Here is a 25,076-nt window from a genome sequence, read left to right as displayed (position 1 = left end):
CGGTCACTTGTGAAGAGTGCGCATTAGGCGCTGGTGCCGTCGCTGTCTCAATCTGGCAGCCGTGCGACCGAGCCTACAGCAAACAGTCGCTCGAAATGGAGAGTGAAATCCAGTCGGATCAGTAGGATGCCTCGAGCATGCTGAGGTAATCTGCGGCGCTGGCATCGATCGGGTTGGTCTGGTGGCTGTGATCGGCGAGCGCGGCCGTCACGATCCTATCGAACAGCTCTTTGGGGACTCCGAGTTCGGATAGGCGCGTGGGAAGACCGATTGCATTCGTCATTTCTCTGATTGCCACGGCAACTTCGTCCCCCGAATCAAGCGCCATTGCCCGCGCAAGGTAATCGTACTTTTTCCCGCCGGTCGAAATCGGAGCTTTACGATTGAAATCGATCACCGCCGGCATGAATACAGCATTGAGCGTACCGTGATGCAGGTTCGGGCATATCCCGCCAAGCGCATGACTGAGGCTATGAACGCACCCCAGTCCCTTCTGGAAGGCCATAGCCCCCATTGTTGCAGCGATCGCCATCTCAGCGCGTGCAGAGCGATCGTCGGGGGACTTAGTGGCAAGACGTATATTGGCCCATCCGCGCCGCAATCCCTCTAGTGCGATGCCGTCGGCAGGCGGATTGACGGAAGGTGCAAGATAAGTCTCGATACAATGCGAGATCGCGTCCATTCCGGTTGCCGCGGTCAGAAAGGCCGGCAGGCTCAATGTCAGTTCCGGATCAACAATGGCCGACTTTGGGATGAGATATGGAGAAAGAAGACCGACCTTGCGGCCATCGTCGAGGATAATGATCGCTGCGCGTCCAACTTCACTTCCGGTTCCGGCAGTGGTCGGGATCGCAATTGTAGGCCAAGTTTTTCCGCTGATCTTCTCGACCCCGCCCTCGATCATGGCATAGGTCTTCAACTCGCCACCATGCGCGGCGAGTATGGCAACGGCCTTCGCGAGATCTAGCGCCGAGCCACCGCCGACCGCGACAATCCCGTCGGCTTCCACCTCTCGGAACTGTTTGGCTGCCGTTCTGACCGCCGCCTCATTTGGATTACCTGGAGTATCATCGAAAATGCCGGCCGGGACCGTACCCATTGTGGCCTCGATCTTTTCGAGTAAGCCAAGCTTCCGGACACCTTTGTCCGTAACAATGAGCGGTCGCGTTATACCAGCCAGCATCAGCTCCGACTTGAGCGTAGCGAGTTCACCGAAACCGAACTGAACGCGGGTGACATAGTTGATCAGCGCCATTGCTTTTCCTGATATATCAAAAAAGAAACTTAGCGCGGTACCTATGCCGATTTGCCCTCAAGCACCGCCCGATCTTAATTCCAATAAAACCATTGAAGACAGACTGTAAATCCACGATCCTTGGATATCGATATAACGAAATAGAAATTATCGTGAGAAAATGCCTCCTTCTCCACTCGCGAGACTATCCTTACGCCAACTCCTGCTGATCTCTGCAATAGATGATAACGGATCGCTTAAACGAGCGGCCGAGACGATCGGAACAAGCCAGCCACGCGCGACGAAAGCCCTGCAGGAAGCCGAGCAACTGATTGGCAACAAGCTCTTCTATCGGTCCAATCGCGGACTGCGACCGACGGTAGCAGGCGACTGCGCCATTCGAAATGCCAAGACCATACTGGCCCAACTAGAGAAGCTGGAACGGGAAATGGCCGGCCTATCTGCCGGGAGCGGCACTAAGCTCCGGATTGGGACGATTATGGGAGCGGTTCCATTTGTCACCGAAATCGTTCAGCGGCATTTGCGGCTTTTTCCGGAAGCATCTATCGAGATTCTGGAAGACACCAGCGCAGAGTTGTTGCGGCAGCTGGACCGCGGAGCGCTCGACCTTGTGATCGGTCGGCATTCGGTCAGCACGGCGCCGCACCTCTACAACATCACCGCCTTCCATGACGAGGTCCTGAAAGCCATCGCCAACCCCGACCACCCATCGGCCGGGAAGAAACGAGTCACGCTGGCGGATCTTGCTCACTCTCGGTGGATCGTCTACACGGCCTCGATGCCGATGAGGCGCTCTCTCGAACAAGAATTCCGGCACGCCGGACTACCTTTCCCGTCCACGATCATCGAAACCCGCTCGGCTTTGACGACGATGGCCCTGATCCAAGGAAACAGCAATACGGTGGCCTTGCTGTCGGGAGACGTCGCCGAGTTTTTCGCTAACTTCGGAATGGCTTGCATTCTTCCCATTCATCTCCTGTCCAAGAGTGAGCCATACGAAGTCATCACACGCCGCTCGCAGGATCAGTCTGAGCAATCGATGCGATTTGTCGCCGAACTGGTGGCCGGCGCCCCTTCTCCTCGCGGCGGATCCATCTGACTCTTCCCGTCGCCGAGCCGTGTCGAAGCCTCCTGACCTGGACTGACAAACCTACCCAACCACCTTAGCCGGTGCCGGAAAACCTCAGGCCGCAGGCGCGAGTTTCTAGCGCGACGGGCGTCAGCCCTTCAGCCAGCCTTTCAGCCGCGCCGCCGCCTCGACCATGTCCCCGGTGGCGCCGGCGAAGGAAAAACGCAGCGTGCCGTGGCCGCGCGCCGGGTCGAAATCGATCCCGGGCGTGGCCGCGACGCCGATCTCGTTCAGCATCCGGGTGGAAAAAGCCGCACTGTCGTTCGTGTAGCGGCTGACATCGGCATAAATGTAGAAAGCGCCATCCGCCGGCGCGAGATCGTCGAGACCGGCAGCCGGCAGGTCGTTCAGCAGCACCTCGCGGTTTCGCGCATAACGCGCCACGTTCGCCTGCAGCTCATCGCCGCAGTCAAAGGCGGCGAGACCGGCGAATTGGGAGAGCGTGGGTGGCGAGATGAAGAAATTCTGCGCCAAGCGCTCCATCGAGCCGGCGAGATCGCGCGGCACCACCATCCAGCCGAGGCGCCAGCCGGTCATCGAGAAATATTTCGAGAAGCTGTTGATGACGATCGCATTGTCGTCGCTCTCCAGCGCCGATACAGAGCGAATGCCGAAATCGATCCCGTGATAGATCTCATCAGAGACCAAACGGATCCCCTTTTCCCGGCAATAACGCGTCAAAGCTGCCATCTCCGCCTCCCCGAGCATGGTGCCCGAAGGGTTGGAGGGACTTGCAACGATGAGCCCGTCCAGTTCGCCATCGGCCGCATCGAGCAGAGCGGGGGTCGGCTGGTATCGGTGTTCCGGGCCGGTTTCCAGAAGCACCGGCTCGACGCCGAGTGCCGAGAGAATGTTCCGGTAAGCAGGATAACCGGGAGAGGCCATCGCGACCCTGTCTCCCGCTTCGAACGCAGCCAGGAAGGCGATCTGGAAAGCGCCGGACGACCCGGTGGTCACCATCACCTGCGCCGGGTCCAGGGAGACGCCGTACCAATCCTTGTAATGCCGGGCGATCCGCTCCCTCAGCGGGTCGATCCCGGAGGCGAGCGTATAGCCGATGCGATCCTCGTCGAGCGCCCGCTTCGCCGCCTCCAGCACGCGGCGGGGGGCCGGGGTGGAAGGCTGTCCGACCTCAAGGTGCAGCACATCCCCGCCCGCTTTCTCACGCGCCTCCGCCGCCTGCATTACGTCCATGACGATGAAAGGCGGCACATCGCCGCGACGGGACACCTTGAAACTCATCGGCCGGCCCTTCCCGTCACTTGACGGCTTCATACAGCATCAGGCCCCGGCCGCGCGGATCGTCCGCGGCACCGCAATCGAGCTCGCTGCGCGGCAAGCCGTTTTTGCAGCGAAACAGACGGACGGCGCCAACCGGAAGGTCGGCCAACCGGACACGGTAGCCGGCGGCCGCGGCCGCATTGGCCGCAGCCTGCTCTGTCCCCTGCTCGACATAGAGCATGTCGGCCGAGGGATCGTAATGGGAACGCACAGCCGCAACCGCGCCCGCCAATTGCTGCCCGCCCACATAGTTGCGGGCGATTGCCGGGGCGAGCGCCGAGACCACCGACCGGCCGCCTGCCGCCATTGCAGTCATGTGGACCTGCCAGGCATTCCTGTTTCCGGCGATGACGGCAGCGGCGAGCGGTGCCTCCGTGCCGACACGAGACGGCGCGGCCAGCACACCCATTTCCGGCAGTACCTTTCCGGTTCCGAACGCGTGGTTCATGGTGAGCGCACAGCCGACCGAAAGCCCGCGTTTATCCGAAACGGTGAAACTCGTCGCGCCCGAATGCGCGGTGCCGCCGAACAGCGCGATAGCGCCCGGCGTGGCGCGGCTGCGCTCTGCGCCCGGCCGGAAATCGCCGAACAGCCTTTCCGCCTCGTCCTCGCTCGCGTCCATATTCCCGGCGGCGACGGCATTGGCCGCCCGCACCGACATCTCAGCCACCATCAGCGGATCCGTTTCCCGCGGCGACGTCGCCCAGTCGGCCTCGTGAAACGCGATGGCGAGGGTCTTGGCGAGCAGCGCCTGGTCCTTAGGCCGACTCGCGGCCAGCGCCCATATATGACTGTCGAACTCGACACCCGTCGCGTCCGACCATGACGGAACCTCCGCTCTCAGACGGGCCGGGTCCACCGTGTAGCCCAGCGTCTTCGCGGACTCGATGAACCTTTGCGCCAACTGTCCGGAATAGAGATCGCCCACACCCGCGCCGCGAAGCCGGCTGAGAGTCGCCGCGAGGTCAAGTTGCTGAAGCGGCGATCCCGCGGCAAGCAGGTCGCCTGACGGTGCCAGCAATTCGGACCTGTCCGGTCCGGCCTCGCGCAGCACCGCGCCGTCGCGGGCAAGATCCTCGGCGAGGCGGCGCGAGACGATATCGCCGAAACGGGCGAGTTGCTCGGCATCGCGGATTAGCTGGCCGAACGGCAAACTGCCGTAGCGGGCATGCAGCGCAAACATCGCGCGCGGCCCCAGCGGCACGGCGATCCCGTCGTCGCCATTAGAGAGAGGCCTCGACTGGAAGGACAGCTGCTCGAACCGATTGCCCGCGGGATCGAACACGACACACGATCCGTTCGCACCGAGACCGGCCGAAGACGGCAAGGTCACTGCAAGCGTAAAGAACGCCGAAACCGCTGCGTCCGCAGCGTTTCCGCCTTGTACGAGGACGTCCTGCGCGACGACCGCCGCACGGGGTTCATCGACGGCAACCGCTCCGAAAAAGCCTTCCGTGACTTCGACGACCTCGTCACTCGCGCACCCCGTGAGCAAACCGGCACACATCGCCAATGCCAAAGGCACGGTTTTTCGAAACATAACTTCCCCTCAATTTGCCGCTGGCTATTGAATGCCTTCCATAGGGCGCGCACATTAGACCTTCATGCGCACTGCACCAACAGGCTCGGACCGAAATCCATGAAGTGCAAAGCCCTCGTTGGCAAGCATCTAATTGCGCTGGTGACTGCCCTCGTGTTTTTCGCCGGAGCGCACCGGTCTGCCGATGCCCGCTCCTACGTCACCGACACGGAGATTGAGTTTTACATCCGGGAACTCTCCACTCCCGTTTTCCAGACGGCGGGCCTCTCCCCGTCGGCGATAGATCTCTATTTCATCAATGACGACACGCTGAACGCGTTCGTTGCGGGCGGGCAGAACATCTTCTTCCATACCGGCCTGCTGATGGCGACGGAGACCCCGGAACAGCTTCTGGGCGTGATCGCCCACGAAACAGGTCACATCGCCGGCGGGCATCTGGCCCGGACCGGCGAAGCATTGCGCAACGCCAGCCAGAACGCGCTGCTCGGGCTCATTCTCGGTGCCGGAGCGGCGCTCGCGACCGGCCGGGGCGACGCCGCGGGTGCGATCATCCAGGGCAGCCAGGCGGCGGTTCAGGACTCGCTTCTCTCCTACAGCCGCACACAGGAATCCGCAGCGGACCAGGCAGCCATCCGCTATCTTGACGCCAACCGCGAGTCGTCGCGCGGCATGCTTGAGTTCCTTTCCACCCTCAGCGGCCAGGAGCTGCTCAGCGGCCGCAGCCGGTCGCCCTATGCCAGCACCCACCCGCTGACCCAGGACCGGATCAATTTCGTCGAGGCCCATGTCGCCCAGTCCCCCTATTCGGACGACAAACTGCCGGAAGAGCTGCAGATCAAGCACCGCAGGATGGTGGCGAAACTGAAAGGCTTCATTCGCAGTCCGGCACGCACCTTCCGGGATTACGATGAATCGGACATGTCGCTCGAGGCGCGCTATGCGCGGGCAATCGCCAACTATCGCCTGCCGGACCTTAAGAAGGCGATCGTTCTTGTGGACGATTTGCTGAAGGATCATCCCGACGATCCCTACTTCCACGAACTGAAGGGGCAGATCCTGTTCGAGGGGGGGCGCCCGGCCGAAGCCGAAAAGGCGTACCGCAAAGCCCACGAGTTGCTCCCGGAGGCACCGCGGATACAGCTGGAATTCTCGCGCGTTCTGTTGGCGCTTGGCACTCCGCAGGGCAACGTGGAGGCGCAGGAAAACCTAGAGCGCGTGGTTCAGGAACTGCCGCGTTCGACATTCGCCTGGCGCCAGCTCGCGATCGCCTACGGGAAAAACGGCGATCACGGAATGTCGGCGCTTGCTCTGGCGGAGGAAGCCTACCGGTCGGGACGGGAGCGGGATGCCGCGCTGCAAGCCAACCGGGCGAAGCAGAAGCTCCAGCCGAACACGGAAGCCTGGCTGCGCGCGACGGATATCGAGCAGCTTTCCACGCCGCGCGACAGGGACAGGAAGACGCGCTGACACCGCGCATAACGCGAACGTGGGTTGCGTACCGGCCGCTTCCGGCCCAAAGTCCGCGCCCGACATCCGAACCGGAAAGGCACGGCACATGCCCCTCCTGCACCGCTCCGCTTTGAGGCCCTTGAGCCAACTGACTGCCGCCGCCGGTATCGCATTTGCGCTCGGCGCGAGCCCGGCGATCGCCGCCGAGCCATTCTCCGATACGCAAAAGGAGGCGCTGGACGCCGCCATTCGCGATTACATTCTGAAAAACCCCGAAGTAATCCTGGAGTCGCTGAACGCCTTCCAGCAACGTCAGGAAGCGGAAGAAAAGCAGCGTCAACGTCTCGCCCTGTCCCAACTGCAAGCGGAAATCACCGCCAATCCGAACGATCCGGTCCTGGGCAATCCGGACGGAGACGTGACGGTGGTTGAGTTTTTCGATTACCAGTGCGGCTATTGCAAACGCATGGTCGCGCCCGTCATCCAACTCCTGAAGCAGGATCCGAACGTCCGTTGGGTGATGAAGGAGTTCCCGATCCTCGGCCCCGCCTCCGTCACGGCGGCCCGGGCGTCCGTCGCCGCCCGCAACCAAGGGGCCTATCGTGAGTTCCACGTCGCGCTGATGGGGTATCGCGGCAAGTTGAGCGATGCGGCCGTGTTTCAGACAGCGCGCGAGGTCGGCCTCGATCTCGACAAGCTCAAGGCGGATATGAACGCGCCGGAGACGGAGAAAACCATCCGCGAGGCAACATTGCTCGCCCGTTCCATTGGCATAAATGGAACCCCCGCCTTCATCATTGGCGACGAGATACTGCCGGGAGCGGTGAGCCTAGATACCTTGGTGGAGCAGATCGAGGCGGCCCGCAAAGGCTGAGTCAGCTTCCGCCCGGCGGCAAGGGTGGAATATCCCGGACCCGGGCGTAGAACAGCGCCGCAATCAGAACCAGTCCCGCGACGGTCGCAAAGACCAATCTGTAGGCAGTCTCCGCTTCTTCGGCTGCAAAATCGACAATAAAGCCGGTGACCCACTGGATCAGAAAGATCGTCCCGACACCGACAAGACTCATGCCGGTAATTGCCCTCCCCGCATGATGATCCGGTACGAAGCCCCGGCAATGCGCGGCCAGCACGACGAAGAACGGCGCGGTCACGCAGAAAAGCAGCAGAAAAACGAGCGCGAGCCAGAGGGGCGGGTTGGGCAGAATCGCAAGAACGCCCAAGGTCACGATCATCGCCGCGCAACTGGCGAGCACCACTTTCTTTCGGGAATTGAACATCCGATCGAGCGGCCCGAACCCCAGGGTGCCGGCATTGTGCACCAGCACCATCGCCAGCAGCACGTATCCGGCATGAGTTTGACTAAGCCCGTGGACCTCTCGCAGGTAAGGCCCCGCCCAAAGCCCGCCGATCGTCGCGAATGGCGCAGCGAAACAACTCGCCATGATCAGGGTGCCCCGGATGTCCGGATTCCGCATCATGGTCAGAATCGCCGTGAAGGCCGTCGTAAGCTTCTCGGGAGGCCGCTCCGGCCGTTCAATGCCGGGCGGGTGGTCGCGCACGCAGAAATAGATGAGCGCCGTCATGATCAGGATCGCGGCCGCAAGCGTGAGGAAGCTTTGAGTAAAGCCGACGGACTGCAGCATGATAGCGAGCGGCGCCGTGGCCAACGTACCGCTGAGCGCCCCCGAAATGGCGATCATCCGTGCCGAAATCGTGGCCACCCGGTCAGGCGGTGTCCAGCCGAGGACAATCAGATAAACCGTCGTAACGGCTCCGGCATGGCCGATCCCGATCAGTATGCGCCCGCCAGTAAGAGCCGTTGCCGTCTCCGCAACGGCAAAGACGATGATCCCGCCAACCGCGATCAGGCTCAGCACTGAGGTGGTGATACGCGCGCCATAACGGTCGAAGAGCACACCCATCGGTATCTGCACGGCCGCCGCCGCAAGCGACATGGCGCCGATGATGCCGCCGAGTGCAGCCGGCGATATTCCGCGCTGATCGATCAGGCCGTTTGCGATCACGCCGCCGCCAACCCGGTTAATCTGGACCAGCGTCAGAAAGCTGCAGAGAATTATGAAAACCCGAGTTGCGGCCCGGCGCGTACCGGCCGTCGCGGCATCCGCCATCAGACGACAGCCGCCACGGCCGGCACGCTAAGATCAAAAATGACGGGCATGGAATCCTCGGAAAGATGTCGCGCGCATCTCTTTCGCTGCATACGCTATTTAGACACCCATATCGGAAACCCCGCTCCGGTCAAGCGGTGAGTTTATCAGGAACCGAGAACGCCGCGTTTGACCTGATCCTGTTCGATCGACTCGAAGAGCGCCTTGAAATTGCCTTCCCCGAAGCCTTCGTCGCCCTTGCGCTGGATAAGCTCGAAGAAAATCGGACCGATCACTGTCCCCGTAAAGATCTGCAGGAGCAGTCCGCCATCGTCGGTCGGTGCGCCGTCGACCAGTATCCCATGTTCCTTGAGACGTGCGACATCCTCCCCATGGCCCGGCAGCCTGTCCTCCAGCATCTCATAATAAGTCGCCGGTGGCGGATCCATGAACCGGGTTCCGGCCGCCTTCAGACTTTCGACGCTGGCGAAAATGTCATCGGTCGCCAACGCGATATGCTGGATCCCTTCTCCCTTGTAGGCATGGAGATACTCTTCGATCTGCGATTTGTCGTCTGCAGACTCGTTGATCGGGATGCGGATCTTGCCGCAGGGACTGGTCATCGCCTTCGACCTTAGTCCGGTCAGCTTGCCTTCAATGTCGAAGTAACGGATCTCTCTGAAATTAAAGAGCTTCTCGTAGAACCCGGCCCAGGTTTCCATGCGTCCGCGATGCACATTGTGGGTCAGATGATCGACCAGCGAGAAGCCGGCCCCGGCAGGCTCCTGATCGACGCCGGGGATCGGCACGAAATCGACATCGTAGATCGATTGCGCTCCATAGCGATCGACCAGATAGATCAGGCTGTCGCCGATCCCGTGGATGGCCGGGATGTTCAGTTCCATCGGCCCCACCTTGCCTTCGAACGGCTTGGCGCCGAGCTTCACGGCCCGCTCGTAAGCGGCCGCGGCGTCCTTCACGCGGAAAGCGATGGCGCAGCAGGATGGCCCATGCACCTTGGCAAAGGACTGGGCGAAACTGTCGGGCTCCGCATTCACGATGAAATTGACCCCGCCCTGGCGGAACAGCGTCACATCCTTCGAACGATGCCGCGCAACAGCGGCGAAACCGAGGGAGCGGAACAACTCCGTCAGCAGCACGGGGTCCGGGGCGGTATATTCGACGAACTCGAAGCCGTCCGTTGCCATCGGGTTCTCGGCCGATCCGCCGGGTATTGGGGGAAGCGTCTTCGAAGCCATTCTCATTCCTCCAGATTGGCCCCCTCCGCTCGTCTTGACATGGGTCTGGCAAGCGCTGAACGTCTGGGCGTCGATATCATTTAGTTACACATGAAACTAATTGCGAGAAGACCGTGAAGAGTCAAGGAAGCAAAGACGGGGTTCCCCCGGGTCATGCGAAAAATGCCCCTCAGAACTTCGCGCTCGAGGAGTTCCTGCCCTATCGGCTCGCACTGCTGTCGTCTCTGGTCTCGCGGAGTATCCAGCGGCTCTACACGGCTGAATTCGATATCAGCATTCCCGAATGGCGTATCGTGGCAATCCTCGGTAGCGGCGGGCCGATGACAGCGAATGACATTCGCGGACGGGCGGCCATGGACAAGGTTCAGGTGAGCCGGGCGGCGGCAAAGCTGTCCGATGCCGGTCATATCGAACGCCGTACGGACCCGGCAGACCGCCGCCGTACGACACTCTCCCTTTCTCCGAGCGGGCTGAATATTTACAACCATATCGTGCCGATGGCACTTGAACGCGAAGCATTTCTTCAGTCCGCCCTTTCCGAAAATGAAAGGGACGATTTAATAAAATTGTTGGAAAAATTGACAAAACGCGCTGTTGATATGACTTCAAAGCCTGTTTTGTGAGCATTGACACACAATAGGTTCAATTTCGCGCTTCACCCGCAGTGGATTTGTTGTCACAACCATTGCGTCATGGTATCGGAGATGAAGGTAAAGTCTTCCTGCCGCAACGAAAGACCGGTCGGCAGCGGATATTGTTAGGAACATGAACCAGATTCTGGAAGATGTTACTGACGCGACATTGAGCATGCTCGTCGAGCGCTGGTTTGCATGGCGCAAAGACGGCGGCATTCCGTCGCGAAAGGCGATCGAACCGCTCGAACTCGGATCGGCGTTGCCATTCGTCTGGCTCTGCGAGAAAGCGCGGGATGCGGAATGCTACCGGTACCGCCTCGTCGGCGAGGCCGTAAACACGCTCTACGGCAAGGGCTTGCGCGGACACCTCCTCAAAGAAGTACTCCCAGAACCAACGGCACAATTACTGCGCTCACGCCTTGACCGGTGTCTCGCCGCAGGAAGCTTGCTCCATACGATCGCTCCGCAAACACTGCATGATCGCCGTCATGTCCTGGTTCAACGCCTGTTCCTTCCCTTCGCGAGCGAATCCGGATGCCCGGATACGATTCTTGGCTGCACGAAAATCACCGGCTCCATGCTCGGAACGGATCGGCAATCGGCCCGTTCCCATGAGGCCTCCTACTCTCTTGACGGCAAGCGCCTCAAGGTTTGCAGCCCCGCTCTGACCATGTACTCGATCGAGTTCGAATATTAACGCCGACAGCGTTTTCGGTTCCGATTGCGTCATGGAGTCCGCGTGATATAACGCTCGAAACTGAAAAGCAGGCGAGCAACGTGTCCGAACGCCCGGAAATCCTTATACTGAACGGTCCAAATCTGAACATGCTCGGCACCCGCGAGCCGGAGGTTTACGGGGCTGAGACGCTCGACGATATCGAGGCGATGTGTGCCGAACATGCCGCGGCGCTCGATCTGTCGGTGGATTTCCGGCAATCGAATTTCGAAGGCGAGATGGTGACGATCATCCAGCAGGCCCGCGACAACGCGGCCGGGATCATCATCAATGCAGGCGCCTACACGCACACCTCTGTCGCGATCCACGACGCCTTGCGCGTGGCCGAGCTGCCGGTGATCGAGGTTCATCTATCGAACATCCATCGCCGCGAAGAATTCCGGCATCATTCCTACATTTCCGCCGTCGCCGAAGGGATCATTGTCGGTCTCGGCAGCCAGGGCTATACCCTCGCGCTCGACGCCATGGCGCGGCTTCTCGACCGAAATTGAACGAACCCGGAGACCCCGTTGTCGCACGACATTGATAGCAAACTGGTGAAGAAGCTCGCGAAGCTGCTGGATGAAACCGGCCTCGGAGAGCTGGAATACGCGACCGACGACTGGCGCATCCGCGTCGCCCGCCCGGCCGCCGCGCCGCAGGTCGCGGCTATGGCGCCAGCGCCAGCGCCGGCCCCGGCTACCGCCGCTTCCGCCGACAGCGTGGCACCCGCCGCGGTCGATAATGCCAACGCCGTCAAATCCCCGATGGTCGGGACCGCATATCTCGGCCCGGATCCCGATTCCGCGCCTTTCGTCTCCGTCGGCTCAAAAGTGAGCGAGGGCCAGACGCTGATGATTGTCGAGGCCATGAAAGTGATGAACCCAATTCCCGCGCCGCGCGCCGGAACGGTGAAGGAAATCCTCATCCAGAATGCGCAGCCGGTGGAATTCGGCGAGCCTCTGATCGTCATCGAGTAAGAGGCCGGAACCGGAATGTTCGAAAAAGTCCTCATCGCCAACCGCGGCGACGTGGCCCTGCGCATTCATCGCGCCTGCCGCGAGATGGGAATCCGTACCGTCGCCGTCCATTCGACCGCCGACGCGGATGCGATGCATGTACGCCTTGCGGACGAGAGCGTCTGTATCGGCCCGCCCGCCTCAAAGGACAGCTACCTTAATATTCCGGCCATTCTCTCGGCCGCGACCGTGACCGGCGCGGACGCCATCCACCCTGGTGTCGGCTTCCTTTCCGAGAACGCCGATTTCGCCGAAATCGTCGAAGCGCACGGCTTCGTCTTCATCGGTCCTTCACCGCAGCATATCCGCGACATGGGCGACAAGATCATCGCCAAGCGCACGGTGAAAGCGCTCGGCATTCCCTGCGTACCCGGCTCGGACGGCCCGGTCGAATCGGTCGAGGCCGCGCGGGCGAATGCGGAGGAGATCGGTTATCCAGTGCTGATCAAGGCCACAGCCGGCGGCGGCGGGCGCGGCATGAAGATCGCACACAATCCCGACGAGGTCGCCGAGGCCTATACCATGGCCCGGCGCGAGGCCGGTGCGGCCTTCGGCAATGACGAAGTCTATATGGAGCGCTATCTCGCGAAGCCGCGCCACATCGAGGTGCAGATCGTCGGCGATGGCAAAGGCCATGTCGTGCATCTCGGAGAACGCGACTGCTCGCTTCAACGGCGCCACCAGAAGGTGCTGGAGGAGGCGCCCTCGCCGGCGCTCAATGCTGTCGCTAGGGCGAAGATCGGCGAGATCGCGGCCAGTGCCTGCGCCAAAATGAATTACCGCAGCCTCGGCACGCTCGAATTTCTTTACGAGAACGGCGAGTTCTTCTTCATCGAGATGAACACCCGCCTGCAGGTTGAGCATCCGATCACCGAGATGATCACCGGCATCGACCTCGTCCGCGAACAGATCCAGATCGCCTCCGGTGCACCGCTCTCCTTCAAGCAGGAGGACATCGCGCTGAACGGCCATTCGATCGAGTGCCGGATCAATGCCGAGAATGCGCGCACGTTCCTGCCGTCCCCTGGCAAGGTCACGGACTATCACGCGCCCGGCGGTCTCGGCGTGCGCGTCGATTCGGCGCTCTATGCCGGCTATCAGATCCCGCCCTATTACGACAGCCTGGTCGCCAAGCTGATCGTGCACGGCAGCAACCGGAACGAATGTTTGCTGCGGCTGCGCAGGGCTTTGGAGGAAATCGTGATCGCCAATGTGGAGACCACGGTGCCGCTGCATCTCGATCTCTCGAAAGCGCCCGATTTCATCAACGGCGAATACGACATACACTGGCTGGAGAAGGTATTCCTCGCCGACTAGGGATGTCCTGGTTGGTCGAGCGTCCGCAAGGACGGTGAGGAGGCGCTGGCCAGATGTCGCAATTGCGGCCGGAATTGCTGCTACAGGCCTACGCCATCGGCGTTTTCCCGATGGCGGAAAGCCGTGACGACAACCGCACCTTTTTCGTCGACCCAGAGAAACGCGGGATTCTCCCGCTCGATGCGTTCCATGTTTCCCGCAGTCTGCGCAAGGAAGTCCGGCGCCGGCGCTTCGAGATCCGCTCCGATACAGATTTCAAGGCCGTGCTCGAAGGCTGCGCCGAACGGCGGCTGGAGCGTCCGGATACCTGGATCAACGACGAGATCTTCCGGCTTTATCTTTCTCTGCACGAAATGGGCTACGGGCACAGCGTCGAATGCTGGCGCGACGACCGGCTCGTCGGCGGTCTTTACGGGGTCGCGCTCGGCGCGGCTTTCTTCGGAGAGAGCATGTTCAGCCGGGAGCCCAATGCGAGCAAGGTGGCGCTCGTCCATCTCGTCGCCCGCCTGAAGGCATCGGGCTTCACCTTGCTGGACAGCCAGTTCATCACCGAACACCTGCAACAGTTCGGGGCGATCGAAGTGCCGCGAGAGCGCTACCGCGAGATGCTCGCCGAGGCCCTCAAGACCCCGGCCGAATTCTATTCGGGAACCGACGACTGGCCCTTCGTCGAAGCACTCTTACAATCCAGCAGCCAGACGTCGTAGACCGGGTGCTCCACCGCGTTCAGCGCAGGACTGGAAGCGAACATCCAGCCGGTAAAGAGCCTGACCTGCTCTTCGTCCGGCTTCTGTTCGTCGATCTCCATGAAGGCCGCGCTCTCCGGCGTCTCGGTCGGCGGCCGCTGGCGGCAAGCCCTCGGGGTGATCAGGAAGGTGCCGAACCGGCCGGTCTGATCGACCGGGATCTCGAAGGTCGAAATCCGAGCCGTGATTTTGTCCAGCCCCTGCAACACGGCGATGGGAAACTCCAGCCACGCGGGCTCGCGCGGCTCCGCGCTTGTCTGGGCGACAGCCGGAGACGTCAGCACCATTCCGGCGCCGAAGCCGAGGGCCATGACGATCCTGGAAAATCTCATTCAGCCGGTCCCGGCGGGGCTACCGCCACTTATTTGCTCGCGGCCTCTCCGGCCGAGAAGATGAACTTGCCGATCAGCTGCACGATATCGACCGGGTCCTGCGTGAAGTCGATCCGGCCTCCATCCTCGATCATGTCCGGGTCCCCGCCGGGAATGATCTCGAGATAGTTCCCGCCGAGGAGACTCTCGCTGGAAATCGCCGCCGCGCTGTCCAGCGGAAGCGCGACATCGTCACGGATATTCATCGTCACCTTTGCGAGGAAAGTATCGGTGTCGAGTTCCTGGCTGACGATCGAGCCGATCTTGATCCCGCTCATGCGCACGTCGCCGCCGACGGCAAGGCCGGCCACCTTGTTGAAACTCGCCGTGACCGTATATCCGCCGCTGGTGTTCAGGTCCGCCGAAATATAGGCGAACGCCATGAACATGCCGGCAACCGCCAGCACAACAGCGCCCATCACCGTTTCGATCGTATTGCGCTTCATATTCCCTCGGTAGGTTGGGAAAAACGTCCGCTCGTCCAGAAGCGGCCGCCGGATGGTATCAGTTCGGCGTCCAGGCTTCGTAATCCCCGGTGGCCCGGTCCCGCTTTCCGCCTTCGAGAACATGTCCCGGCGGACGATATGCGTAGCGGGTCCCGGTCAGGTTCGGGAGATGCTCTTTCTGCCATTCGAAAGACTGCTCCGTATCCAACGGCGCCTCGGCGGTGTAGTGCAGCCAAGCGTGCCATTCCGCCGGGACCTTGGAGGCCTCGACGATGCCCTTGTAGACCACCCAGCGTTTGCGGCGGTATCCGGGAGCGGGCTCGGACTTGTGCTCGTAATAGCGGTTTCCGAACCGGTCCTCACCGACCTCGCGGCCGTTCAGCCATGTGTATATCGCGGTGCCGATATTCATCGACCAAGCCCTACCCGTCACATGCGTCAAGACGATGGCGGAATATGTCATTGCTGCGGCGCGACGTCCAGTCGGTCGCGCCGCCCCGCTCATTCCGCATTCACATCAGGAATCTCGATCCCCAGCATTTCCGCAGTGGTCTTTCCGGCGGCCAGCTGGGCCAGCATGTCGACCTCCTTGCGGACATGTGCCTCGCCCGCCTCAAGGATCGCAGCCGCCTGATGCAACGGGACGATTGTCACCCCGTCGGCATCGCCCAGAACCAGATCTCCGGTCCGCACCGGCACGCCACCGCAGGAAATTGGCCCGTCGATCGAGCCACCGAAGCCTTTGTGAGGTCCAGTGGGTACCGAGGCCGAGGCGAATACCGGCATGTCGCCGATCCGCAGCTCCGCGACGTCCCTCGCCGCTCCGTCGATGACGAATCCGGCGACGCCCTTGTGCTTGGCGGCGGTTACGAGGATCTCGCCGATGATCGCGACATCCGGATTGCCCGCGGCATCGATCACGATGATCTCGCCCGGCTGCATCAGCGGAATCGCCGCGTGGACACAGAGATTGTCTCCCGCCATCACGGAAATCGTTCGCGCGTGGCCGACGATCCGCATGTCCGGATGCAGCGGCGAGACCCGCCCGGCCATGCAGTTCGTCCGGTTCATGCAGTCTCCGGCGACCGCCGGCGGTACCGCTTTCCAGCGATCGAGCGTCGCCGCGTCGAGGGGCGTGTAGTCTGCCTTGTAGCGAAGAACCGCCATGGTGGGTCTCCCTTTAGGTTTTTTGATTAGCGGATCAGCCCGCCGCCCGCCGGGTCAATGCCGTCAGCAACCCGGCACCGATCATTGCGCTGCCGCCGAGGCGATTGACCAGCCTGAGTGCGAACGGGCTGGAAAAGCGGCTGCGCATGGTACCGGCCATAATTGCCCAGAAGGCAGCGTTTATTGCGCCGAGGATGACGAAGGTCGTCACCAGAATCACGAATTGCAGAAAGAGCGGACGGGACGGATCGATGAACTGCGGCACGAAGGCGACGAAGAAGACGATGCCCTTGGGATTGAGCGCGGTCACCACATACGCGTTGGCAAACATCCGTGTCTTCTGCCTGCGCCCTCCTCCTGCCGGGGCGAGCGCCAGCTCCGGCTTGCTGCGCCAGAGCTGGATACCGAGCCAGACCAGATAGGCGGCACCGGCGAACTTAAGGATTGTGAAGAGTTCGGCCGACGCGGCGAGCACCGCACCGGCTCCGGCAAGCGACACGATCATCGCCGTCAGGTCGCCGAGCGCAACGCCTGGAACGGTCAGCCAGCCGCTCTCGCGCCCCCGCGACATGGCGTAGCTCGCAACCAGCATGACCGTCGGCCCCGGAATGGCCAGCATGACGGAGGTCGCAGCCGCGAAGGCCAACCAGAGCGCCGGATCCATGAAATCCCCTCTTTCGAAAAAATGCCGGCACCCGAGCGGGCCGGCCAGAGCAAGTGAGCCACAGATGCGGAACGGCAGGCAAGCCTTCCCGACCGAATACCGCAGGATCCTGCGGAGACGTGCGGAAACCCACGTCGAGACACTAGATGTAGATTTTATGACAATTCTACGCACAAAATGTGTTGATCCCCGGGCCCGATAACGGCATTATTCTTCTGACGGCTTGGCACGGGCCTTCAAATAGAAACGCGAAGCTCTGAAGCAATGACGAGACTTCGTTCCGCCGATCCACCCCACAAGATCGGAATGATTTCTCACAACTGCATTCTGCCAAAATCAATTGGCGGAATTATTCTCATTTTATTTTGATTTTACTTACTACCGGCAGGTGAAATCCTGAAATTCGCGGAAATCTGCGCCGTTCCAACCCGCGATCATTTTTTCTCACATTCCGGTTCATTTCTCATTGCTTCACGAAGCCCAAATCCGGTATCGTCTCAACCCTTGGCCACAAGATCTTGTGGCGCCAGCGATCAACGCCACTGATTGGACGGAACGGGGGGTTCCAAGCATGAGAATCGAACGCCGGTTTACGGACGCGAAAACGGGTCCCTACGCGGGTATTGAATTCAGGAAAACCAGCAGCGAGATCCGCAATCCCGACGGCTCCGTGGTGTTCCAGAACAGCGACATCGAAGTGCCCGCGGACTGGTCGCAGGTGGCATGCGATATCCTGGCGCAGAAGTATTTCCGCAAGGCCGGCATCCCCGCGAAGCTGAAGCCGTTCGAAGAGAATGACGTTCCCTCCTGGCTCTGGCGCATGGTGCCCGACGAAAAGGCGATCGCGAAGCTGCCGGAAGGCGAGCGCACGGTCGGCGAGTCCAGCGCCAAGCAGGTCTTCAACCGGCTCGCCGGCACCTGGACCTACTGGGGCTGGAAAGGCGGCTACTTCGACAGCGAAGGCGATGCCAAGACCTATTACGAAGAAATGTGCCATATGCTTTGCCGGCAAATGGCGGCCCCGAACTCCCCGCAATGGTTCAACACCGGTCTGCACTGGGCCTACGGCATCGACGGCCCGGCCCAGGGGCACCACTATGTCGATTACAAGACCGGCAAACTGGTTCGCTCCAAATCGGCCTACGAGCACCCTCAGCCCCATGCCTGCTTCATCCAGGGCGTCAGCGACGACCTGGTGAATGAAGGCGGCATTATGGATCTCTGGGTCCGCGAGGCGCGCCTCTTCAAATACGGCTCCGGAACCGGCTCCAACTTCTCCCGTCTGCGCGGCGAGGGCGAGCCCCTCTCCGGCGGCGGCAAGTCCTCCGGCCTGATGAGCTTCCTGAAGATCGGCGACCGGGCTGCCGGCGCCATCAAGTCGGGCGGCACCACCCGCCGGGCGGCGAAGATGGTCACCGTCGACATCGACCATCCGGACATCGAGAATTATATCGACTGGAAGGTCCGCGAAGAGCAGAAGGTCGCCTCTCTCGTCGCCGGCTCCAAGCTCGCGCAGAAGCACATGAACGAAGTCATGGCCGCCTGCCGCGAGGCCGGAGATCTGGTCAACGGCGCCCGCTTCGATCCGAAGCAGAATCCGGCGCTGAAAAAAGCCATCAAGGCGGCACGCAAGGTGATGATCCCGGAGAACTACATCCAGCGGGTGATCCAGTTCGCCGAGCAGGGCTACACCTCCATCGACTTCCCGACCTACGACACCGACTGGGACAGCGAGGCCTATCTCACGGTCGCCGGGCAGAATTCGAACAACTCGATCCGCGTGACCAACGATTTCCTCGAAGCGGTCGCGGAAGGCAAGAACTGGGATCTCATCCGCCGCACCGACGGCAAGGTGGCCAAGTCGATCAACGCTGCCGAGCTCTGGGACAAGGTTTCCAACGCCGCCTGGTCCTGCGCCGATCCCGGCATCCAGTACGACAGCACGATCAACGAGTGGCACACCTGCCCGGCCTCGGGACGGATCAACGCGTCCAACCCGTGTTCGGAATACATGTTCCTCGACGACACGGCCTGCAACCTCGCCTCGATGAACCTGATGCAGTTCCGTCACGAGGACGGCAGCTTCGACATCGAGTCCTTCGAGCATGCGACCCGGATCTGGACCATCACGCTGGAGATCTCCGTGCTGATGGCGCAGTTCCCGTCGAAAGAGATCGCCAAGCTGTCCTACGACTTCCGCACCCTCGGCCTCGGCTTCGCCAATATCGGCGGCCTGCTCATGGCGAGCGGTTTCTCCTACGACAGCGACGAAGGCCGCGAACTCTGCGGCGCGATCAGCGCGGTCATGACCGGCATCGCCTACAAGACCTCGGCGGAGATGGCGGGCCAACTCGGCGCTTTCCCGGAACATGCTCCAAACGCCGAAAACATGCTGCGGGTGATCCGCAATCATCGCCGCGCCGCCTATGGCGAGGAAAGCGGCTACGAGGATCTGGCGATCAATCCGGTTCCGCTGGACGCTTCCAAGAGCCCGAACACCGCTCTCAACGCCGCCGCCATCGCGGCTTGGGACGCGGCGCTCGAACTCGGCGAGAAGCACGGCTACCGCAACGCTCAGACCACGGTGATCGCCCCGACCGGCACCATCGGCCTGGTCATGGATTGCGACACCACCGGCATCGAGCCCGACTTCGCCCTGGTGAAGTTCAAGAAGCTCGCCGGAGGCGGCTACTTCAAGATCATCAACCGCATCGTGCCGGAGGCCCTGGCCAATCTCGGCTACGGCGAGGAGCAGATCGAGGAGATCATCCGCTATGCCGTCGGTCACGGCACGCTGGAAGGCGCCCCGGGCATCAACCCGGAAAGCCTGAAGGCGAAAGGCTTCGGCGATGCGCAGGTGAAAGCGGTTCAGGAAGCCGTCGCCAGCGCCTTCGACATCAAGTTCGCCTTCAATAAATGGACCCTCGGCGAGGATTTCTGCCGCGACACGCTCGGCTTCACCGACGAGCAGCTGAACGACCTCTCCTTCGACATGCTGCTGGCTCTCGGCTTCAGCAAGAAGCAGGTGGAAGACGCCAATACCTTCGTCTGCGGTGCGATGACGCTGGAAGGCGCGCCGGACCTGAAAGACGAGCACCTTCCGGTGTTCGACTGCGCCAATCCGTGCGGCCGGATCGGCAAGCGCTTCCTCTCGACCGAGAGCCATATCCGGATGATGGCGGCCTCCCAGCCCTTCATCACCGGCGCGATCTCCAAGACCATCAACATGCCGAACGCGGCGACGGTCCAGGATTGCTCGGACGCCTATATCCTCTCCTGGAAGCTGGGCCTGAAAGCCAACGCGCTCTACCGCGACGGCTCCAAGCTGAGCCAGCCGCTCTCCTCCGCCCTGGTGGACGAGGAGGACGAGGACGAGCTTGAGGAACTGCTCGAAGCGCCGAAGGCCGTGCAGGCCCCGGTCGTCGCCGAGCGGATCGTCGAGCGCATCATCGAGCGGGCCGCCGAACGGCGTAAACTTCCGCACCGCCGCAAGGGCTACACCCAGAAAGCCAATGTCGGCGGCCACAAGGTGTATCTCCGGACCGGCGAATACGAGGAAGGCAAGCTCGGCGAGATCTTCATCGACATGCACAAGGAAGGCGCCGCCTTCCGCTCGCTGATGAACAATTTCGCCATCGCCGTCTCCATCGGCCTGCAGTACGGCGTGCCACTGGAGGAATATGTCGACGCCTTCACCTTCACCCGCTTCGAGCCGCAGGGCATGGTCTCCGGCAACGACGCGATCAAGATGGCGACCTCGATCCTCGACTATATCTTCCGCGAGCTGGCGATCTCCTATCTCGACCGCCACGACCTCAGCCATGTCGAGACCGACGACCTGCTGCCGGACAGCATGGGCGAAGGCGACGACGAGAGCGCGGTCGATGCGGCCAAGGCCCAGCTCATGGAAAAGGTCGGCACCATCACCAGCCGCGGCTATGTCCGCAAGAATCTGGTAGTGCTGCAAGGCGGCCAATCGCAGACGATCAAGGCGACCGGAACGGACAATGCCGCACCGGTGATGGCTTCGGCCCCTGCATCCCACGCGGCGACCGTCACCACGACGATCGAGAAGTCGGCTTCCGTGACCGTCTCCGAAACCGTCATGGATGCGGTCGACGACAAGCTGAACCGGATCCGCGAGGCCCGCATCAAGGGTTACGAGGGCGAGAGCTGCGGCGAGTGCGGCAATTTCACCCTGGTGCGGAACGGCACCTGCCTGAAATGCGACACTTGCGGCAGCACCTCCGGCTGCAGCTGATCGCCTTCAGGGACATGGAAAAACAGACGGCCGCCGCGGGTCTCCACGGCGGTCGTTTTCTGTTCATGGCAGCGGGCACACGGCTCAGTGTCTGACAAGTGCCCGTTCAATCTCGGTCACCGGTTGGTGCGTCAGATCCTTATCGATCTCGGCCAAGAGCTTGTCGCTGACGGACGCGTGATAGTGGGCCCTTAGCGTGCCCAGCGTGCGGGGGTCGGCGACGATCACAAGATCGTCGAAGCGCTTTTCCAATGCCCAGGTCTTGCGCATGTCCGCGGCATGTTCGGCGAAATGAACCTTCTCGATCGCATGCCAGTCCGTTTCCCCCACCGCGCTCTTCTGATTGGCGCCGTTATCGCTGAGACGGCCCGGGCGATCCGTCCCCTGGACATGATCCGGCGGGTTACTGATCGACTCCGCGTCGACGACGCGCAAGTCGATGAGCTCCTTGTCCCCGTGACTTTCGAATACGACGAACCGCTCTCCGTCTGCCACGAGCACCCAAGCCTTGTGCGGTACTTTCATTTCATCACCTCAATGCTGGAGGATCCGCTTGAGACTTTGGGAATGAGATGCGTCGGTACAACCGTTGCGGCAACACCGAACAGGCAGTGCGCACATGACATTTTGTCGCAACCGGGATCCAGGACGGCACCCTTGCAGCTGCACTCACAAAGAATGCCTGAAATAACTTCGCAGCCCTAGTCTTCCCTATTCACTTAAATAATTTGGCGAAATCGTTAGGCGTTCTTTAACCCTATAACTGCATAACGAGATAAATTTCTTGTCTTTGCAGGAGCGCGCCGATGGGACTCGACCGCCTTTCCTTCGCCCAGAAGATCGGCCTGATCATTCTGTTGGCGGCCATCGCCATGACCATCCAGATCGGGGCCTCGCTCTGGATCAAACGCGGCGACCTCTATGACGAGCGCACCCGCGAGATCAAATCAGTGATCGAGGTCGCAATGTCCGAGGCGCTCGCCCTGGAAGCGCGCGCAGCTGCCGGCGAAATGACCCGCGAGGAGGCGATCGCCGCCTGGGAGAAGAACGCCCTCGCCACCCGGTTCCGCGGGAACGAGTATCTCTTCGCCTACACGATGAACGGTATCAATATCGTGCATGGCGCAAAACCGTCCCTCAAGGGCCAGGACATGATGGGGGTGACGGATCCAAACGGCGTGAAGATCATCGGCGAGATGATCGAAGTGCTGAAAAAGGATCCCACCGGCGGGCGCTTAGAATATATGTGGCCGAAGCCCGGGTCCGAGGTTCCGGTGCCGAAACTGTCCTACGTCGCGCTGATCGAGCCCTGGCAGATTTTCGTCGGCACCGGCATCTATATCGACGACATCGATGCCGCCCTCTACGATCATGCACTTCAAGCAGGTGGCCTGACCGCCGGAATCCTGGTGCTGATGGTTCTGGTCGGCCTCGCGATCTCGCGCGGCATCACCGGACCGATGGAAGCGCTGCGCAATGCGATGTCCCAGCTCGCGGCGAACAATCTCGGCGTGACGGTTCCGGGAACCGGACGGCGCGACGAGGTCGGCGCCATGGCCCAGGCCGTTCAGGTCTTCAAGGAGAATGCGGAGAGGGTCGCGACACTTGAGGAAAGCCGGGTCGAGGATGCCCGCCGGGCGGAATCCGAACGCAAGGGACTGCTCCAGGAGATCGTTCAGGAACTGGAAAGCTCCATCGGCCGGGTAACCGGCGAGGTTCAGAGCTCCGCGACGGCGGCGAATAACTCGACCAACGAAATGCTTCAGGCCGCCTCCGAAACAGCCGACAGCGCCCGCGAGGCGAACGGCGCGGCCCAGAACGCCTCGGAAAGTCTCCAAAGCGTGGCTGCGGCGACGGAAGAACTGACCAACTCCATCGCCGAGATCGGGCGTCAGGCGGACCAGTCCGCGTCCATCTCGCGGGCCGCCGCCACGGAAGCGGAAGACGCCAACGCCAAGGTGATCAGCCTGCAGAGCTCGGCCGAGCGGATCGGCGAAGTCGTCAGCCTGATCAACGACATCGCGGAACAAACCAATCTGCTGGCGCTCAACGCGACGATCGAGGCCGCCCGGGCTGGAGAAGCCGGCAAGGGGTTCGCCGTCGTCGCCAGCGAGGTCAAATCGCTCGCGAACCAGACCGGCAGCGCGACCCAGGAGATCGCCGGGCAGATCTCGGCCATTCAGCAGGCGACGAAGGAAGCCGCCGATGTCATCGGAAAGATCGTCGGCACGATTCAGAACATCGACGAGACCACATCTGCGATCGCCGCCGCCGTCGAGGAACAGTCTTCCGCGACGCGCGAGATTTCCGGGAATGTCGAGCAGGTCTCGCACGCGACGGAAACGGTCACGAGCAATATCGGCCGCGTGAACACCGCCGGCGAGCGCTCCGATCGGGCCGCAAACGAATTGTCCGGCGTCACCGGCACGCTCAATAGCCAGATCGCCACGCTGCGTGACGAGGTCGACACCTTCGTGCGGCGTCTTCGGGATGCCTAACGCCTGAGCGGTCCGCGCCGGACGGCGGCTTTCTGCTGTCATGCCGTCCGCCTTGCGGGACAGGGGCGAACGGATTTAGAACAGCTACCGATCGTCACCTCGGTACCCGCATCATGTTTCCGGCAGACCTGCTCCCGCTCCAGCCGATTCCCCCCGGCAACGACCAGCGCGTCCTCGCCGACCGCCACCTTCCCGGGCAACCCGCACTGGAAAGCTATCTGCAGCATCTGCGGACCGAAATCGACGCGGAACTTGCAACGAAGCTTCCGGATTATGACGGCAAGCCCTACCCGCTCGGCCGCTGCCGCGAGATCCGGGACAGGGTCTATGACCGGCTGGTTGAACAGATCAATGCGCCGAGCTGCCCTGTCAGCCTCGCGCTGCGCGAATTCATCGGCAATGGCGGAATAGGCCGCAAGATTTGGGGGGTCCTGCGCGAAAGCTACTTCCAGAACGCCATCCAGATCGGACCGCTCTATATCGATGTGGCAAACGATACGGTAGACCCGCTGAAGCCACAGACCGAGATCCTGCCGCTTGAGAAATCCGGCATGAAGGCCGTGGAGGATTTCTTTCATTTCGCCAGAACGGCGCAGCGCTATTGGGAGTGCGAGACCTACGCCAACACGGCCATCCCCGGACTGGCCTCCCTCTTCCCGATCATCTGCGTCAATCGCAAGCGTAGTGTATGGCTTGCGGCGCAGTCGGATCAGATGATCGAACTGACCCGTAAGCGCTCTTTCGCGCCATCTCTCGATTTCGTGCGGCAAGCCCCCGAACCCGGCGAGGCTCTGGTGGGGTTTCTCCGGGGTCGCGCCGCGCGCAGCGCTCACCAGCGGCTTTGCATCTCCGGAACGTCGCAGGATGTCATAGAGAGCGACATCGCGGAGTCCCGCTTCGCGGACGAAGATCATTACCGCGCCTCCGTCGATGGATTTTATGAACTGCAGACTCTTCTGATGGCCTGAGGGCCCGGATCTTGCCGACGCATAACTGACAGCTTTCGGCCATCGTCGCGGTGGCGCCCCCGAACAGGCGCCCGGTCACCGGAAGACCACACAAAATTCAATCATGAATTTCCTCTGCGGCCAGCCCCTTCGGCCGGGCAACCCGCCAAATGCGACAATAGGAATATAAAACTTATTTTCCCATTCGCTGAATTCGGTCGCAGTCACCTAATAATATTATGTATTCGCACATGTCATTTTCTTTTCTT

23 protein-coding genes are annotated in these 25,076 nt (G+C 61.5%); 12 read left to right on the top strand and 11 right to left on the bottom strand.

Annotation, left to right across the window (positions count from 1 at the left end; all coding sequences use genetic code 11):
- Positions 1-118: 118 nt before the first annotated feature.
- A complete protein-coding gene (gbd, locus tag NUH88_RS17465; protein WP_257767705.1) occupies positions 119-1,255 on the bottom strand; it encodes a 4-hydroxybutyrate dehydrogenase in 1,137 nt (378 codons plus the stop codon).
- Positions 1,256-1,415: 160 nt separating this feature from the next.
- On the opposite strand from gbd, the gene NUH88_RS17460 reads away from it, so the two are divergent.
- Positions 1,416-2,354, top strand: a complete 939-nt coding sequence (locus tag NUH88_RS17460; protein ID WP_257767704.1) for a LysR family transcriptional regulator — start codon at positions 1,416-1,418, stop codon at positions 2,352-2,354.
- Positions 2,355-2,474: 120 nt separating this feature from the next.
- Here the strand turns inward: NUH88_RS17460 and NUH88_RS17455 are convergent, their stop codons facing one another.
- Both NUH88_RS17455 and NUH88_RS17450 read right to left on the bottom strand, forming a co-directional pair.
- Positions 2,475-3,626 carry a pyridoxal phosphate-dependent aminotransferase gene (locus NUH88_RS17455; protein WP_257767703.1) on the bottom strand — a complete coding sequence of 384 codons (1,152 nt, stop codon included), beginning with the start codon at positions 3,624-3,626 and terminating at the stop codon, positions 2,475-2,477.
- 16 nt (positions 3,627-3,642) lie between these two features.
- The gene (locus NUH88_RS17450; protein WP_257767702.1) at positions 3,643-5,205 is read right to left on the bottom strand and encodes a gamma-glutamyltransferase; all 1,563 of its coding nucleotides are present in this window, start codon (positions 5,203-5,205) and stop codon (positions 3,643-3,645) included.
- A gap of 99 nt (positions 5,206-5,304) precedes the next feature.
- Between NUH88_RS17450 and NUH88_RS17445 the strand changes: the two genes are divergently transcribed.
- Both NUH88_RS17445 and NUH88_RS17440 read left to right on the top strand, forming a co-directional pair.
- Positions 5,305-6,672, top strand: a complete 1,368-nt coding sequence (locus tag NUH88_RS17445; RefSeq protein WP_257767701.1) for a M48 family metalloprotease — start codon at positions 5,305-5,307, stop codon at positions 6,670-6,672.
- A gap of 121 nt (positions 6,673-6,793) precedes the next feature.
- Positions 6,794-7,528 carry a DsbA family protein gene (locus tag NUH88_RS17440; RefSeq protein ID WP_257767694.1) on the top strand — a complete coding sequence of 245 codons (735 nt, stop codon included), beginning with the start codon at positions 6,794-6,796 and terminating at the stop codon, positions 7,526-7,528.
- Between the two features lies 1 nt (position 7,529).
- On the opposite strand, the gene NUH88_RS17435 is transcribed toward NUH88_RS17440, so the two are convergent.
- Positions 7,530-8,783 (bottom strand): MFS transporter, encoded by a 1,254-nt coding sequence (locus tag NUH88_RS17435; RefSeq protein ID WP_257767692.1) that lies wholly within the window; start codon positions 8,781-8,783, stop codon positions 7,530-7,532.
- Positions 8,784-8,929: 146 nt separating this feature from the next.
- Positions 8,930-10,021 carry a 4-hydroxyphenylpyruvate dioxygenase gene (gene hppD / locus NUH88_RS17430; protein WP_257767690.1) on the bottom strand — a complete coding sequence of 364 codons (1,092 nt, stop codon included), beginning with the start codon at positions 10,019-10,021 and terminating at the stop codon, positions 8,930-8,932.
- Between the two features lie 113 nt (positions 10,022-10,134).
- Between hppD and NUH88_RS17425 the strand changes: the two genes are divergently transcribed.
- The 6 genes from NUH88_RS17425 to aat all read left to right on the top strand — a co-directional run bounded on the left by NUH88_RS17425 (position 10,135) and on the right by aat (position 14,414).
- Complete coding sequence (locus NUH88_RS17425) at positions 10,135-10,644, top strand: MarR family winged helix-turn-helix transcriptional regulator (protein ID WP_257767688.1); 510 nt, start codon at positions 10,135-10,137, stop codon at positions 10,642-10,644.
- 142 nt (positions 10,645-10,786) lie between these two features.
- Positions 10,787-11,353 (top strand): PAS domain-containing protein, encoded by a 567-nt coding sequence (locus tag NUH88_RS17420; protein ID WP_257767686.1) that lies wholly within the window; start codon positions 10,787-10,789, stop codon positions 11,351-11,353.
- 80 nt (positions 11,354-11,433) lie between these two features.
- Positions 11,434-11,883, top strand: coding sequence for a type II 3-dehydroquinate dehydratase (gene aroQ / locus NUH88_RS17415; protein ID WP_257767676.1), 450 nt, complete (start codon positions 11,434-11,436; stop codon positions 11,881-11,883).
- An 18-nt stretch (positions 11,884-11,901) separates the two neighbouring features.
- A complete protein-coding gene (gene accB / locus NUH88_RS17410) occupies positions 11,902-12,351 on the top strand; it encodes an acetyl-CoA carboxylase biotin carboxyl carrier protein (RefSeq protein WP_257767674.1) in 450 nt (149 codons plus the stop codon).
- 15 nt (positions 12,352-12,366) lie between these two features.
- A complete protein-coding gene (gene accC / locus NUH88_RS17405) occupies positions 12,367-13,707 on the top strand; it encodes an acetyl-CoA carboxylase biotin carboxylase subunit (protein WP_257767672.1) in 1,341 nt (446 codons plus the stop codon).
- A 53-nt stretch (positions 13,708-13,760) separates the two neighbouring features.
- Positions 13,761-14,414, top strand: coding sequence for a leucyl/phenylalanyl-tRNA--protein transferase (gene aat / locus NUH88_RS17400; RefSeq protein ID WP_257767670.1), 654 nt, complete (start codon positions 13,761-13,763; stop codon positions 14,412-14,414).
- On the opposite strand, the gene NUH88_RS17395 is transcribed toward aat, so the two are convergent.
- The 5 genes from NUH88_RS17395 to NUH88_RS17375 all read right to left on the bottom strand — a co-directional run bounded on the left by NUH88_RS17395 (position 14,348) and on the right by NUH88_RS17375 (position 17,101).
- A complete protein-coding gene (locus NUH88_RS17395) occupies positions 14,348-14,785 on the bottom strand; it encodes a DUF2155 domain-containing protein (protein WP_257767668.1) in 438 nt (145 codons plus the stop codon). The genes aat and NUH88_RS17395 overlap by 67 nt on opposite strands.
- A 29-nt stretch (positions 14,786-14,814) precedes the next feature.
- Entirely contained in the window at positions 14,815-15,270 is a 456-nt protein-coding gene (gene mlaD, locus NUH88_RS17390) for an outer membrane lipid asymmetry maintenance protein MlaD (RefSeq protein WP_257767667.1), read from the bottom strand.
- Between the two features lie 58 nt (positions 15,271-15,328).
- Positions 15,329-15,682: an NADH:ubiquinone oxidoreductase subunit NDUFA12 gene (locus tag NUH88_RS17385; protein WP_257767666.1), complete on the bottom strand. Its 354-nt coding sequence runs from the start codon at positions 15,680-15,682 to the stop codon at positions 15,329-15,331.
- Between the two features lie 89 nt (positions 15,683-15,771).
- Positions 15,772-16,437 (bottom strand): RraA family protein, encoded by a 666-nt coding sequence (locus NUH88_RS17380; protein WP_257767665.1) that lies wholly within the window; start codon positions 16,435-16,437, stop codon positions 15,772-15,774.
- A 34-nt stretch (positions 16,438-16,471) separates the two neighbouring features.
- Positions 16,472-17,101 carry a LysE family translocator gene (locus tag NUH88_RS17375; protein ID WP_257767664.1) on the bottom strand — a complete coding sequence of 210 codons (630 nt, stop codon included), beginning with the start codon at positions 17,099-17,101 and terminating at the stop codon, positions 16,472-16,474.
- Positions 17,102-17,672: 571 nt separating this feature from the next.
- On the opposite strand from NUH88_RS17375, the gene NUH88_RS17370 reads away from it, so the two are divergent.
- Complete coding sequence (locus tag NUH88_RS17370) at positions 17,673-21,362, top strand: vitamin B12-dependent ribonucleotide reductase (protein ID WP_257767663.1); 3,690 nt, start codon at positions 17,673-17,675, stop codon at positions 21,360-21,362.
- An 84-nt stretch (positions 21,363-21,446) separates the two neighbouring features.
- On the opposite strand, the gene NUH88_RS17365 is transcribed toward NUH88_RS17370, so the two are convergent.
- On the bottom strand, positions 21,447-21,887 hold the full coding sequence (locus NUH88_RS17365) for a host attachment family protein (protein WP_257767662.1): 441 nt from the start codon (positions 21,885-21,887) through the stop codon (positions 21,447-21,449).
- Between the two features lie 281 nt (positions 21,888-22,168).
- On the opposite strand from NUH88_RS17365, the gene NUH88_RS17360 reads away from it, so the two are divergent.
- Together NUH88_RS17360 and NUH88_RS17355 are read left to right on the top strand one after the other, a co-directional pair.
- Positions 22,169-23,860 (top strand): methyl-accepting chemotaxis protein, encoded by a 1,692-nt coding sequence (locus NUH88_RS17360; RefSeq protein ID WP_257767661.1) that lies wholly within the window; start codon positions 22,169-22,171, stop codon positions 23,858-23,860.
- Positions 23,861-23,973: 113 nt separating this feature from the next.
- A complete protein-coding gene (locus NUH88_RS17355; protein WP_257767660.1) occupies positions 23,974-24,828 on the top strand; it encodes a hypothetical protein in 855 nt (284 codons plus the stop codon).
- The last annotated feature ends 248 nt before the right edge of the window (positions 24,829-25,076 follow it).

It is taken from the genome of Nisaea acidiphila (assembly GCF_024662015.1).
Lineage (GTDB): Bacteria > Pseudomonadota > Alphaproteobacteria > Thalassobaculales > Thalassobaculaceae > Nisaea > Nisaea acidiphila.
This window is presented reverse-complemented; position numbering and strand designations above follow the sequence as displayed.